This window comes from Pseudomonas fitomaticsae (assembly GCF_021018765.1).
GTDB lineage: Bacteria > Pseudomonadota > Gammaproteobacteria > Pseudomonadales > Pseudomonadaceae > Aquipseudomonas > Aquipseudomonas fitomaticsae.
This window is the reverse complement of the sequence record NZ_CP075567.1, coordinates 64,914-78,085: the sequence shown is the minus strand read 5'-3', so window position 1 is coordinate 78,085 and position 13,172 is coordinate 64,914. Positions and strand designations below refer to the sequence as shown.

The following is a 13,172-nucleotide window of genomic DNA, read 5'->3' as shown; positions in this document are numbered from 1 at the left end:
GATAAACAGGATGTTCAGCCCGGTTTCGTTGAATCCCTTTGCTGTACCAGTGTCAGGCGATAACGGGTCAACCGCTTGCCCGATTCACCGGTCAGCACGTCTTCGATGGGATCGTGAATACCTTCACCGTTCAGACCGAATCGCAGGAATGCCGGTTGACTGAGCAGGCCTTCCATATCGAAGTCAGGGGCCTCGCTGACCAGTTCGACCTGGATGGCATAAAGGGTGCTGATGGTCTCGGTGCCCTCGAAGGCCAGCGCCTTGAAGTCGTTGCGAACAGCAGGGATCCGCAGGGTAAAAACCGCAGAACTGACAGCCAAGGACATACGCTTGTCCTTAAGCAGGGAGGGAAAATCGGCGTGATGTCGAAACCCTCCCTGGTCAGCGCACGCGAACATTGCCGGGCACGCTAACAAGGCGTTACACAGATTTATGTAAGAAGAGTCCCTGATTTAAGTCAGAGCGTTCCGCGTTGTAAAACAACGTTCGGATTGTGGGAAATGGCGGTAAGAAAGTGATTTAAAACGATAAAGAACCTGCCTGATAATCCCGCGTGCAGGGTGTTCCAACAGTATTCAACATATGAATTGCCATCAAATTGATGGCACTTTTATTGTGCTCAGTTGTCGCCAGTCATTTGTTAATAGATGACGGTGTAATTTCGGAAACGTCCTACTTCAATTTTTTTCCGGTTTTGTCATGCTCTCTCCCGTATTTATGGAACGGTCGTACAAATGCGGGTTGTAGCTTTCTCAAGCCGCTCTAGGTCAATGCTTCTGGAGGGTGTTGCGGAAAATGAGGAATATAAACCGATATCAGGGAAACCCCTGTCACATATAGGGCGATCTCCTACAGCGCCCAATGAACACTTCGTCTTGTTGTTTAATCAGATGCTTGCTAGTGGCCATCATAGTGATTACGATGCGCCCACTTGAAAGAGCACACACTCAATTGGATGAGTCTTCTCACTGCTCTTCGATACTGTCCCGCGCCGCTGCAATTCCAATAGGCGCACGACCGTAATCCAAATAAAGGCCATGGATGTCCTACTCAAGCAAACTTTCCGCCCATTACCTCGAACTCGCTAAAGTCTCTGTTTCCAAAGAGAATTTTGCGGGCGAAGACGTTCGTTTCTCGAGCGAATTCGAGGCGCTGGAAAGCGAGCTGGCCAAAGCCTCGTCGATGCACGAAAGCGGGCAGATCGACTGGCTGAAAATTCGCGAAAACAGCGAAAACCTCCTGCGTACCCAATCCAAGGATTTGCGTGTCGGCGCCTGGCTGACGTGGTCGCTGTACCAGCGTGAATCCTTCCCCGGCCTGCTGGCCGGCCTCGCTTTGCTGCACCATTTGTCGGAAAACAACTGGGCCGAAGTTCATCCGCTCAAACCCCGCACCCGGGCCGCCGCCATTGGCTGGCTGGTGCCGCGTCTCGAGCAGGTGATCACCGAGAACATCGCGATCAAGGAACAGCTGCCGATGTTCCGGCAGTTGTCCGAGCACCTGTCCGGTCTCGACGCCGCCTGCACCGAGCATCTGGGCGATGATGCGCCGCTGTTGCTGCCGCTTTCCCGTCGTCTGAAAACCATGATCCAGCGCGCCGCCGACAACCAGCCGGCTCCCGGCGTGGTGGGCGCGGCGGTGGCGCAGGTCAAGCAGGCTGCCAGCCAGTTGCTGGCCCCCGGCGCGCCAATCGACAACGAGAAAGAAGCTCACAAGGCCCTGCGCGCCCAGCAGGAAAGCGCCCGCCCGTTGTGTGCCTGGTGGCTCAAGCAGAAAGCCACCGACCTGCGCGCGCTGCGCCTCAACCGCACCTTGCTGTGGATGACGATCGACGCGGTGCCCGAGCGCAACGCCGAGCAGATCACCGTGCTGCGCGGGTTGCCGGTCGACAAGCTCAAGCAGTATCAGGACCGTTTCGACCAGGGCAAATACGCCGACCTGCTGGTGGAACTGGAGGCGAGCCTGGCGAAGGCGCCGTTCTGGTTCGATGGCCAGAGGATGGTCTGGGAGTGTCTCCAGAACCTCAACGCCGAGCTGGCCATGCGCGAAGTGGAAATCCACTTCGCGCTTTTGATTCAGCGCCTGCCCGGCATCATCGAGCTACGTTTCCATGACGGCGCGCCGTTCGCCGATCCGTCCACCCGGGCGTGGATCGCCGGCAACGTTATGCCGCACCTGCAAAGCGCCAGCGCGCCGCGCAAGGCCGAGACCGAGAACGTCGAAACCCAGCCAGCCTGGGAAAAGGCCCTCGAAGAAGTCCAGCCGATCCTGCGCAAGGAAGGCCTCAAGCCTGCCGTGCAGATCCTCAAGCAGGGTCTGCAATCGGCCCACGGCGGCCGCGAACGCTTCTTCTGGCAGTTCGCCCTCGCGCGGCTGTGCTTCCTGGCCAAGAAATACGAACTCGCCAAGAACCAGCTCGAAACCCTCGATCAGACATTACAGGACTCAGGCCTGCACGCCTGGGAGCCCGATCTTGCATTGGAAGTGCTGCACCTGCTGCACAGTTGCTGCGAGTTGTTACCGCAGAACCATGCCGTACGTGAACGCAAGGAAGAGATTTATCGCAGGCTGTGCCACCTCGATCTCGAAGTGGTACTCGAATAGGCCCCAGGGCCACAACCGCAAGGAGAAAAGCCATGGCCAAAGAAGGCTCGGTAGCCCCCAAGGAACGCATCAACGTCACCTTCAAACCCGCCACCGGCGGTGCTCAGGAAGAGATTGAACTGCCGCTGAAGCTGCTGGCAATCGGTGACTACACCCACCGCAAGGACGATCGCAAGATCGAGGATCGCAAGCCGATCAGCATCGACAAGATGACCTTCGACGAAGTGCTGGCCAAGCAAGAGCTGGGTCTGACGCTGAGCGTGCCGAACCGTCTGCAGGAAGATGGCGAGGCCGACGAGCTGGCTGTGCAACTGCGCGTCAACTCCATGAAGGACTTCAACCCGGCCAGCCTGGTCGAGCAAGTGCCTGAGCTGAAAAAACTGATGGAACTGCGCGACGCGCTGGTGGCCCTCAAAGGCCCGCTGGGTAACGCACCTGCGTTCCGTAAAGCCATCGAAGGCGTGCTCGCCGACGACGAATCCCGCGGTCGCGTACTCGGTGAGCTGGGCCTGAACGCCGCAGCCCCGGACGCTTGAGACTCCAGCAGCCAAGGAAGCCAACACAATGAGCACTAGCGCAGCACAACAGAACGCCGCAGAAAACGGCGAATACAGCATCCTCGACAGCATCATCGCCGAAACCCGCCTGACGCCGGACGACGAAGCCTACGACATCGCCAAGCGCGGTGTGTCGGCGTTCATCGAAGAGCTGCTCAAGCCGCAGAACAACGGTGAGCCGGTCAAGAAAGCCATGGTTGACCGCATGATCGCCGAGATCGATGCCAAGCTCAGCCGTCAGATGGACGAAATCCTGCACCACCCGGACTTCCAGGCGCTGGAATCGTCGTGGCGTGGCCTGCAACTGCTGGTCGACCGCACCAACTTCCGCGAAAACATCAAGATCGAGATCCTCAACGTCTCCAAGGACGACCTGCTGGACGACTTCGAAGATTCGCCGGAAGTGATGCAATCGGGCCTGTACAAGCACATCTACACTGCTGAATACGGCCAGTTCGGTGGTCAGCCGGTTGGCGCGATCATCGCCAACTACTACCTGTCCCCAAGCTCGCCGGACGTGAAACTGATGCAGTACGTGTCCAGCGTAGCCTGCATGTCCCACGCGCCGTTCATCGCCGCTGCCGGCCCGAAATTCTTCGGCCTGGAAAGCTTCACCGGTCTGCCGGACCTGAAGGATCTGAAAGATCACTTCGAAGGCCCGCAATTCACCAAATGGCAGAGCTTCCGTACCTCGGAAGACTCCCGCTACGTTGGCCTGACCGTTCCGCGTTTCCTGCTGCGTAACCCGTACGACCCGGAAGAAAACCCGGTCAAATCGTTCGTGTACAAGGAAAACGTTGCCAACAGCCACGAGCACTACCTGTGGGGCAACACCGCTTACGCGTTCGGCACCAAGCTGACCGACAGCTTCGCCAAGTTCCGCTGGTGCCCGAACATCATCGGCCCACAGAGCGGCGGCGCCGTTGAAGACCTGCCTCTGCACCACTTCGAAAGCATGGGCGAAATCGAAACCAAGATTCCTACCGAAGTTCTGGTTTCCGACCGTCGTGAATACGAACTGGCCGAGGAAGGCTTCATCTCCCTGACCATGCGTAAAGGCTCCGACAACGCGGCGTTCTTCTCCGCCAGCTCGGTGCAGAAGCCGAAGTTCTTCGGCATCAGCGCAGAAGGCAAGGCCGCAGAGCTGAACTACAAGCTCGGCACCCAACTGCCGTACATGATGATCGTCAACCGCCTGGCTCACTACCTGAAAGTGCTGCAGCGCGAGCAACTCGGTTCGTGGAAAGAGCGTACCGACCTCGAGCTGGAACTGAACAAGTGGATTCGCCAGTACGTGGCCGACCAGGAAAACCCGAGCGCCGAAGTACGTGGCCGTCGTCCGCTGCGCGCTGCGCAAGTGATCGTCAGCGACGTTGAAGGCGAGCCGGGCTGGTACCGCGTCAGCCTGAACGTGCGTCCGCACTTCAAGTACATGGGTGCCGATTTCACCCTGTCGCTGGTTGGCAAGCTGGACAAAGAGTAAGAGCGACTCATGGACGGATACGGCAGCCTTTTCGAACGCCTCAACGGCGACGCGGAACTACGCAAGGGCAGGAGCCTCGAGGCTTCGGCCATGGCGTCGGTGGCTGCCCATCTGGCCAAAATGCTCAGCACCCGGGCCGGCAGCGTGCAAACGCTGTCCGACTACGGGTTGCCCGATCTCAATGACATGCGCCTGAGCCTGCACGACTCCCTGAGTCAGGCCCGCCTGGCCATCGAAAGCTTCATCGAAGCCTACGAACCGCGCCTGAGCAACGTGCGTGTCATTTCCCTGCCGCGTGACCACGACCAGCTTCGCCTGGCCTTCAGCATCGAAGGCCTGCTGGAAGTCGAGGGTTTCAAGCGTCAGGTCAGTTTCGCCGCGCGCCTGGATGGCAGCGGTCAAGTGAAGGTCAACTAAGGAGAACCCCGATGTCTGGCAAACCTGCAGCACGCGTATCCGACCCCACCGCTTGCCCGCTCCCCGGCCACGGCACCAACCCGATCGCCGCCGGTTCCGGCGACGTGTTCTTCGACGGCCTCCCGGCCGCCCGCCAGGGCGATGCCTCGGCGTGCGGTGGTGCGTTGGTCGGCGATCTGGCGACCACGGTTCTGATCAACGGCAAGCCGGCCGCCACGGTCGGTTCGGTTGGATCTCATGGCAATAAAGTCACGGCTGGATCCGGGACGGTGATTATCGGCAATTCGCATTCGCCCGCGCCGTTTGTGCCGCCGTTGCCGGTGGAGATTCAGTGGCCGTTTAGTCAGCACTTTGTGGTTCGTAATCCTAGAACCGGCGCACCGGTTGCTGACCGGCCGTACACCTTGCGTACAGCCTCCGGTAAAGAGGTCAGGGGCGTTACTGATGCACAAGGTCGAACGAGGCCTATTGCTTCCCACCTCGCTGAAAGTGTCACGCTTATCGTCGAAGAACAGACTTCGCTCGTGATTGCTTAAGGGACTATCACATGCCGGCACCCACTCCTGTAACAGCTCAACTCACCCCTTCCTCTGACAAGAAGCCAGCGGAAGCGGCCGTCGATCATTTCCAGATCACAGATATTCCAGGTGTGATGAGAAAAATGGGCTGGAAGGAAAGCGCTCGAATCATGCAGCGTTGGTTCGACGGTGCGCCTTTCGTGATGTCCTCAAGTGAGAAGCGGGGACGTCTTGCCGTTGACAAGATCACCCAAGAAAAACTGTTTGATGATTTGGATTTTGAATGGCTTACCTCCTCCTCGCCCCACACAGGTGAAACCATCAAAGAGCTTATTGCGAAGGCCGCAAGCCCCAGTCAATACAATGAGCTTATTGGCCGTCAAAAGGGACTGACGCAATTAGCACCGGGGCTTTTGCAATTTATGACTTGCATGAGAACGCTTGGAGTTCTTGACGAGGCTAACCAGGACCTTGCTAGGGGTGCTCATGACTACAGTGCCCTGAGTGCAAGAATGCTGGAGTCTGCTACGCAATATAATTTTCGATCTATCGGGATTACCACTTCGGAAAAGAAGAATAATCCATTGGATGATGTGTACGGCACATTGGGTGGATTTGTTATTAAATTTGCAGTCACAAAATTCAGCACTACACCCAAGACGAAAAAAATGGCTGCTACATTAACGATTGAAGAAATTGGTTGTTATGTACGTGATACATATGAGTTTCTGAATGAAGATGGCAGCGACCAACTGCTTGGGTATTGGAATCACGACGGCGTTGTCAGGCCGAGCATTTTTGCATATTTAACTTCGCCGGAAACATATGAGTCTGAGGGGAAGGTTTACTTCAAAGTGACCAACGATAGTTACAATAATTACCGCAGCAAACTTGGCAAGGGTGGTGATTTGTTTGTGTACTCTACGGTCAAGAAAATTCCTGTATCCATTCATCATCGTTTTACCTCTGCAGATTTTGCAGAATTTTCGCAACGATCAGCCAAACCTAAGGCAATGCCATGAAAGCGTCCCTTAGAAAGAGCTTTTTACTTTTTTCGTTGTGCGTGCTTGTGCCAGTTTTGGTTCTTTTGGGCTTGAAGGTGCTTAGCTCAAAGGCCGCGGAGCCTCTTTTCATTGACTGGAATGACTCAGGAAGCTGCTATATCGCAACGTATTCACCGAATTACAATTTTTTGGGTGTAGTGGCTGGTCGTGCGTTTAAGTACTTTAGCAGTCCGTATTTTTATCGCGTTTATACAAAAAATAACGATCTACTAAAAACATCAGAATGGTATCTCTGGCGGGATGAGGGGAGTCCCGGCGTTGCACCCGAGTTTCGCGGAGAGATGATTGTTTATCCAGGCTCTGAAGGCTGGGAAAGTTGGATAGTTTCAGAGTGTCGTTGATGCCTGATTTAAAGGCGGCCTCGCTACCTGAGAAAGTTGGAGAGCGGTATTCATGGACGCAATGAGTTTGCAGGGGTATCTGGCCGGTGTTGCTGACAGTGATCTGTTTGGCTGCCTGGCCTTGTTGAGCTTGTTATTGCTCCTGACTGCCTCACATCGGGCGACTCGAAATTCACGTCTTCACCGCGCACTAACGCTCTCGGTTTTGGCTGCTGTTGTAGCTATCCATGGCCTTGGATCGTGGTACGGAAATCTGAGACCAGCATGAGCAACTACTACCGTATCGCCATGTGCCTGTTTGTCCATGCCTTCGGATGTGTGGCCTACGTGTTTTTGAATAATGCAGTAGTACATGCCTACAAGCATCTGAACGGTGGGTTCACCACCCGTGGGGTCGCCATCGGTATTGCCAGCTACGCGATGTTTTACATTTTTCTCGGTGTCAATTTTATTGCTGCGCTGATTCCAAGCCTCGTTGCCAAGCTGGTGATTCTGAGCCTTATGGTGGGCTTCATCCTGCTTTGGATGCTCCCCGACAACCCATTGAGAGCCTTGTTTTATGGCGTGGCTCAAGGTTGCGTCACCTTGCTGGCAATCCTCGCTTCTCAAGTCATTGAGTTGCGCTGGGTATCAAGAAACATCGCTGGACGCATCCAGCCGAACCAGCCTGAGAGTGCCATCCAATGATCAGGTCAGGTATCGAGCGTAATCCGCAGGACAGTTATTCCATGAGTTCCACTACCAGGCAGGTAACCCGTGTCCTTTAACCACTACTACCAAAGCGAACTCACCGCACTGCGCCAACTGGGCCGCCGTTTCGCCGAGCGTAGTCCGGCGTTGGCGCCGTTCCTGGGGCAGGCCGGGCGGGATCCGGATGTGGAGCGGTTGCTGGAAGGCTTCGCATTTCTGACGGGGCGGCTGCGCCAGAAGCTCGATGACGAGTTGCCGGAGCTCAGCCATTCCCTGATGCAGTTGCTGTGGCCGAACTACATGCGCCCGCTGCCGGCGTTCAGCATTCTGCAGTTCGACCCGCTCAAGCGTTCCGGGCCGGCGCTGAAGGTCGAGCGTGATACGCCAATCGAGAGCGTGCCGATCGAAGACGTGCGTTGCCGTTTCCGCACCTGCTACCCGACCGAAGTCATGGCGCTGGATCTGGCCGCCCTGAACTACTCGGTGAAGGGCGACGGTTCGCTGCTCAGCCTGCGCCTGGAGATGAGTGCCGACGGCCACCTCGGCGAGCTGGAACTGAGCAAACTGCGCCTGCACTTTGCCGGCGAGCGCTACATCAGCCAGATGCTCTACCTGAGCTTGCTGCGCAACCTCGACGGCATCGAACTGATTCCGCTCGACGGCGCCGGCAAGCCAATCGATGGTGCGAGCGGCAAGCCGATGGCGTTCAAGATTCCGGGCGACCGCGTCAAGCCGGTGGGCTTTGCCGAAGAAGAAGCGTTGATCCCGTATCCGCTGAACACCTTCCGCGGCTACCGCTACCTGCAGGAATACTTCGCCTTCCAGGACAAGTTCCTGTTCGTCGATGTCCACGGTCTGGACATCCTCAAGGCGTTGCCGGAAGACACCCTCAAGCAGATGCGTGGCCTGGAATTGCGCTTCGATATCCGCAAGAGCGGGATCATGCGCATGCGCCCGACGACGGATAACGTGAAGCTGTTCTGCACGCCGATCGTCAACCTGTTCAAACACGACGCGCTGCCGATCCGCCTCGACGGTAAACAGGACGAATACCTGCTGCTGCCGGCGGAATTCGATCTGGAAAACTGCGGTGTGTTCTCGGTGGAAACCGTGACCGGCTGGAAGCCCGGCGGCCTCGGTTATCAGGAATACGTGCCGTTCGAATCCTTCGAGCACGACCCGAGCTTCGACGTGCCCAACAGCCGTCCGCATTACAGCATCCGCCAGCGTTCGTCGCTGCTGCACGACGGTCTCGACACCTACCTGAGCTTCGGCATCCGCCACACCGAAGCCCACGAAACCCTGTCGATCGAGCTGGTCTGCACCAACCAGAACCTGCCGCGCAAACTCAAGCTCGGGCAGATCTGCATGGCCTGCGAAGAGACCCCGGAGTTCCTGAGTTTCCGCAACATCACCCCGGCCACTTCGAGTTTCGCGCCGCCGCTGAACCGTGACTTCCTGTGGAAGCTGATCAGCAACATGTCGCTTAACTATCTGTCGCTGGCCGACGTCAATGCACTGAAGGTGATTCTCGAAACCTACGACCTGCCGCGCTATTACGACCAGCACGCGGAGAAGGTCAGCAAACGCCTGCTCGGCGGTCTGAAACTGATCAAGCATCACCACGTGGACCGGTTGCACCGTGGTCTGCCGGTGCGCGGTTTGCGCACCGAACTGACCATCGACCCGGAAGGGTATATCGGTGAGGGCGACCTGTTCGTCTTCGCCTCGGTTCTCAACGAGTTTTTCGCGCTTTACGCCAGTCTCAATTCATTCCACGAGCTGCGGGTAAAAAGCACACAGGGAGAGGTGTACCAATGGACACCACGTATGGGCCTGCAGCCCCTGCTTTAAGCGGGCTGACGAAGGTAATACGCGAGTACTCGCTGTTTCAGGCCGTGCTGCTGGTGATCGACCGGCTGCGCGATGCGCACCCGTACCTGAGCGAAGACGACCTGTACGACCAGCTGGAATTCCAGGCCAACCCGAGCCTCGGATTTCCGCGCAGCGATGTCGATCGTGTGGAGTTTTTCGAAGAGCACGGGCAGATGCGCGCGCGCCTGCGGTTCAACCTGATCGGCCTGGTCGGTTCCGGCTCGCCGCTGCCGGCGTTCTACGGCGAACAAGCCCTGGGCGACAGCGAAGACGGCAACCCGACGCGCAACTTCCTCGACCTGTTCCACCATCGCCTGCAACGGCTGATGCTGCCGATCTGGCGCAAGTATCGCTATCGCGCGAGCTTCCAGAGTGGCGCGGTCGACCCGTTCTCGTCGCAGCTGTTCGCCCTGATCGGCCTCGGCGGCGACGAGATCCGCAAGGCCAAGGAACTGAACTGGAAACGCCTGCTGCCGTACCTCGGCCTGCTCAGCTTGCGGGCGCACTCGGCGGCGCTGATCGAAGCGGTGCTGCGTTACTACTTCAAGCACGAAGACCTGGTCATCGAGCAGTGCATCGAGCGCCGCGTGGAGATCCTCGAAGAACAGCGCAACCGCCTCGGCTTCGCCAACAGCGTGCTGGGTGAGGACCTGGTGCTGGGCGAACACGTGCGCGACCGCAGCGGCAAGTTCCGCATTCATATCACCGAACTCGACTGGGAGCGATTCCACGAATTCCTGCCCATCGGTTTCGGTTACCAGCCGCTCTGCGCGCTGGTGCGGTTCACCCTGCGTGACCCGCTCGATTACGACATTCGCCTGGTGCTGCGCCCGGAAGAAATCCGCGAACTGCGCATTGGCGAGAAGAACGACTGTCGCCTGGGGTGGACCAGTTGGCTGGGCTGCGAAAAAGCAGACGGCGTGGTGACCCTGGGCAGCAAAATTCATTAAGGACGTGAGCCATGATCAACGTAGACCTGCAACAACTCATCCAGGCGCTGGACGCCGAAACCCGTCGGGATCTGGAGCGTTCGGCCGAGCGCTGCGTCGCCCGTGGCGGCAGCAAGATTCTGGTCGAAGACCTGATGCTCGGTCTGCTGGAGCGCCCGAACGGTCTGCTCTCCCGCGCGCTGCAGGATGCCGACGTTGACGCTGGCGAACTGAGCGCCGCCCTGCAATCGCGGGTCGAGCACAGCGCTTCGCGCAACCCGGTGTTCGCCCCGGAACTGGTGCAGTGGCTGCAAGACGCGCTACTGGTGGCCAACCTTGAACTGGGCCAGACCTCGGTCGAAGACGCGGCGCTGATCCTCGCGCTGCTGCGCAACCCGATGCGCTACGCCGGCAGCCGCTACCAGCCGTTGCTCGCCAAACTGAACATCGATCGCCTGAAGGAATTTGCCCTGTCGCAACAGCCTCAGGCAGCGGCCAACGGCAAACCGGCCGCCCAGGGCGAATCGCTGCTGGAGCGCTTTACTCACAACCTGACCCAACAGGCCCGCGACGGCAAACTCGACCCGGTGCTGTGCCGCGATGGCGCGATCCGCCAGATGGTCGACATCCTCGCCCGTCGTCGCAAGAACAACCCGATTGTGGTCGGTGAAGCCGGTGTCGGTAAAACCGCCATCGTCGAAGGCCTGGCCTCGCGCATCGCTGCCGGTGAAGTGCCGCAAGTGCTCAAAGGTGTCGAGCTGCTGTCGCTGGACATGGGCCTGTTGCAGGCCGGCGCCAGCGTCAAAGGTGAATTCGAGCGTCGTCTGAAAGGCGTGATCGACGAGGTCAAAGCCTCGCCGAAGCCGATCATCCTGTTCATTGACGAAGCCCACACCCTGATCGGCGCAGGCGGCAATGCCGGCGGTTCCGACGCGGCCAACCTGCTGAAACCGGCGCTGGCCCGTGGTGAGCTGCGCACCATCGCCGCGACCACCTGGGCCGAGTACAAGAAATACTTCGAGAAAGACCCGGCGCTGGCCCGTCGTTTCCAGCCAGTTCAGCTGCACGAACCGACCGTGAGCGAAGCGGTGACCATCCTGCGTGGCCTGGCTCAGGTCTACGAGAAGAGCCACGGCATCTACCTGCGCGACGACGCGGTGGTTTCGGCAGCGGAACTGTCCGCCCGTTACCTGGCCGGTCGGCAACTGCCGGACAAGGCTGTCGATGTACTCGACACCGCGTGCGCCCGCGTGCGCATCAGTCTCGCCGCCGCCCCGGAAAGCCTGGAGCGCCTGCGTGGCGAACTGGCTGAAGGTGGCCGTCAGCGTCAGGCCCTGCGCCGCGATGCCGAAGCCGGTCTGCTGATCGACCACGAAGCGCTGGACGCACTGGAAGCGCGTCTGGACGAAGCCGAAGACGAAATGGTCGCACTGGAAACCCTGTGGACCGAGCAGAAACAACTGGCCGAGCGCCTGCTGGAACTGCGTCAGCAACTGGCCAAGGCTCGTGAAGCCGCTGCGGTCGAGCCGGTGGTCACCGTTGAGGAAGACGCCGAAGGCACGGTGATCGAAACCGTTGCTGCTGAAGTTGAAGAAGGCCAAAGCGTCGAAGCGCTGGAAGCACAACTCAACGAAACCCACAGCGCCCTGACCGCCGCTCAGGTCAAGGAGCGTCTGGTCAGTTTCGAAGTCTGCCCACGTCTGGTGGCCGAAGTGATCAGCGCCTGGACCGGCGTGCCACTGGCGCAACTGGCCCGCGAACACAACGCCAAGGTCGCGAGCTTCGCCACTGACCTGCGCACCCGCATTCGTGGTCAGGAACAGGCCGTGCACGCACTGGATCGCTCGATGCGCGCCACCGCTGCTGGCCTGAACAAGCCTGACGCTCCGGTCGGCGTGTTCCTGCTGGTCGGCCCGAGCGGCGTCGGCAAGACCGAAACCGCATTGGCGCTCGCCGACCTGCTGTACGGCGGTGACCGTTTCATCACCACCATCAACATGTCCGAGTTCCAGGAGAAACACACCGTTTCCCGCCTGATCGGTGCACCGCCAGGCTACGTCGGTTACGGCGAGGGCGGCATGCTCACTGAAGCCGTGCGCCAGAAGCCGTACTCGGTGGTGCTGCTCGATGAAGTCGAGAAGGCTGATCCGGACGTGCTCAACCTGTTCTACCAAATCTTCGACAAAGGCGTGGCCAACGACGGCGAAGGGCGCGAGATCGATTTCCGCAATACGCTGATTTTGATGACCTCGAACCTGGGCAGCGACAAGATCAGCGACCTCTGCGAAGACGGCGCGCGTCCGACCGCCGAAGTGCTGGAAGAAACCATTCGCCCGGTGCTCAGCAAACACTTCAAACCGGCGCTGCTGGCGCGGATGAAAGTGGTGCCGTACTACCCGGTCGGCGGCCCGGTACTGCGCGAGCTGATCGAGATCAAACTCGGTCGTCTGGGCGAGCGCCTGAATCGTCGCCAACTGGACTTCACCTGGTGCCAGAACCTCGTCGATCACCTGTCCGAGCGTTGCACTCAGAGCGAGAGCGGTGCGCGCCTGATCGACCACTTGCTCGACCAGCACGTGCTGCCGCTGGTGGCCGACCGCTTGCTCGACGCCATGGCCACCGGTGAAAGTCTCAAGCGCGTGCATGCGACGCTCGACGGTGAAGCCAGCGTGACCTGCGAGTTCGCCTGAGGTG

11 protein-coding genes and 1 pseudogene are annotated in these 13,172 nt (G+C 58.8%); 11 read left to right on the top strand and 1 reads right to left on the bottom strand.

What is annotated here, in order from left to right; translation table 11 throughout:
- Positions 1–44: 44 nt before the first annotated feature.
- Positions 45–326: pseudogene (locus KJY40_RS00370) on the bottom strand (type VI secretion system tip protein VgrG); the annotation flags it as partial.
- Between the two features lie 715 nt (positions 327–1,041).
- Here KJY40_RS00370 and tssA point away from each other — a divergent pair.
- The 11 genes from tssA (at position 1,042) to tssH (ending at position 13,168) form a co-directional block, all read left to right on the top strand.
- On the top strand, positions 1,042–2,604 hold the full coding sequence (tssA, locus tag KJY40_RS00365) for a type VI secretion system protein TssA (protein WP_230734295.1): 1,563 nt from the start codon (positions 1,042–1,044) through the stop codon (positions 2,602–2,604).
- A gap of 32 nt (positions 2,605–2,636) precedes the next feature.
- Positions 2,637–3,140 carry a type VI secretion system contractile sheath small subunit gene (gene tssB / locus KJY40_RS00360; RefSeq protein ID WP_003229587.1) on the top strand — a complete coding sequence of 168 codons (504 nt, stop codon included), beginning with the start codon at positions 2,637–2,639 and terminating at the stop codon, positions 3,138–3,140.
- Positions 3,141–3,168: 28 nt separating this feature from the next.
- Positions 3,169–4,644, top strand: coding sequence for a type VI secretion system contractile sheath large subunit (gene tssC, locus KJY40_RS00355; RefSeq protein WP_007954371.1), 1,476 nt, complete (start codon positions 3,169–3,171; stop codon positions 4,642–4,644).
- Positions 4,645–4,653: 9 nt separating this feature from the next.
- Complete coding sequence (gene tssE, locus KJY40_RS00350) at positions 4,654–5,061, top strand: type VI secretion system baseplate subunit TssE (RefSeq protein ID WP_007954373.1); 408 nt, start codon at positions 4,654–4,656, stop codon at positions 5,059–5,061.
- A gap of 11 nt (positions 5,062–5,072) precedes the next feature.
- Positions 5,073–5,597, top strand: a complete 525-nt coding sequence (locus KJY40_RS00345; protein WP_102688425.1) for a PAAR domain-containing protein — start codon at positions 5,073–5,075, stop codon at positions 5,595–5,597.
- Positions 5,598–5,608: 11 nt separating this feature from the next.
- Positions 5,609–6,601 (top strand): DUF6402 family protein, encoded by a 993-nt coding sequence (locus KJY40_RS00340; protein ID WP_169432491.1) that lies wholly within the window; start codon positions 5,609–5,611, stop codon positions 6,599–6,601.
- Positions 6,598–6,984, top strand: coding sequence for a hypothetical protein (locus KJY40_RS00335; RefSeq protein ID WP_169432490.1), 387 nt, complete (start codon positions 6,598–6,600; stop codon positions 6,982–6,984). The genes KJY40_RS00340 and KJY40_RS00335 overlap by 4 nt, the downstream gene beginning before the upstream one ends.
- 264 nt (positions 6,985–7,248) lie before the next feature.
- Positions 7,249–7,671, top strand: coding sequence for a hypothetical protein (locus KJY40_RS00330; RefSeq protein WP_085606169.1), 423 nt, complete (start codon positions 7,249–7,251; stop codon positions 7,669–7,671).
- A gap of 69 nt (positions 7,672–7,740) precedes the next feature.
- Entirely contained in the window at positions 7,741–9,528 is a 1,788-nt protein-coding gene (gene tssF / locus KJY40_RS00325) for a type VI secretion system baseplate subunit TssF (protein WP_230734293.1), read from the top strand.
- Entirely contained in the window at positions 9,492–10,499 is a 1,008-nt protein-coding gene (gene tssG / locus KJY40_RS00320) for a type VI secretion system baseplate subunit TssG (RefSeq protein WP_007954381.1), read from the top strand. Before tssF ends, tssG begins: the two co-directional genes overlap by 37 nt.
- 11 nt (positions 10,500–10,510) lie before the next feature.
- Complete coding sequence (tssH, locus tag KJY40_RS00315) at positions 10,511–13,168, top strand: type VI secretion system ATPase TssH (protein ID WP_230734291.1); 2,658 nt, start codon at positions 10,511–10,513, stop codon at positions 13,166–13,168.
- Positions 13,169–13,172 lie beyond the last annotated feature (4 nt).